The 575-nt window shown below is 42.6% G+C and carries 1 pseudogene; it reads right to left on the bottom strand.

The window, feature by feature from the left end:
- Window positions 1–327: 327 nt before the first annotated feature.
- A pseudogene (locus tag ACTHUR_RS16430) lies at window positions 328–575 on the bottom strand (YihA family ribosome biogenesis GTP-binding protein); the annotation flags it as partial.

The raw sequence follows: 575 nt of genomic DNA, 5'->3' as shown, positions 1-575 counted from the left end.
GTGTTGTTGAACGATGAATGCATTCTATGCCTAAACAATTAGCTGAACATGAGCAAAACGCTAAGATGTGTAATGGGTTGCAATACTAAAATTAACACTTTAATAATGGAGATCGAAGCCGCGTTTTCAGACGGCCTTGCTGATATGTTGTGATGGCATATTTGGCGCAGATTGTGGTTTGCGTGTGAAAACAAAAAAAGCGTGATGAAAAAAAGGGCATGTGTGAGACATGCCCCCGGATTAAATGGTAAATGCGATGGTGAGAAACCAAATGACAGAATAAGATTTGCGGTTGGTCAACTTATCTCATTCCGCCTTGTTTTACAATCACTCAGGCGATGTTTCGCCTGCAAGATTTTCTATTTCTTCGCGATGCGCGTCAAACCATGAGCCGACCACTTGATTGACTTCGTCCATACCTTGTTTTTTCAGGCTGGAGAACAGTTGAACGCTAATTTTTTGACGTTCGGTGTAGGGTTTGAGTGATTTTTTTACCGCCGCCAAAGTTTTAATCTGGTCGTTTTTAGACAGCTTGTCTGCTTTTGACAGCAGGATATGCACAGGACGGCCGGTGA

The organism is Neisseria sp. P0021.S007 (assembly GCF_051956855.1).
Note: the sequence above shows the minus strand (reverse complement) of the source record. Positions and strands in the feature narration are given on the sequence as shown.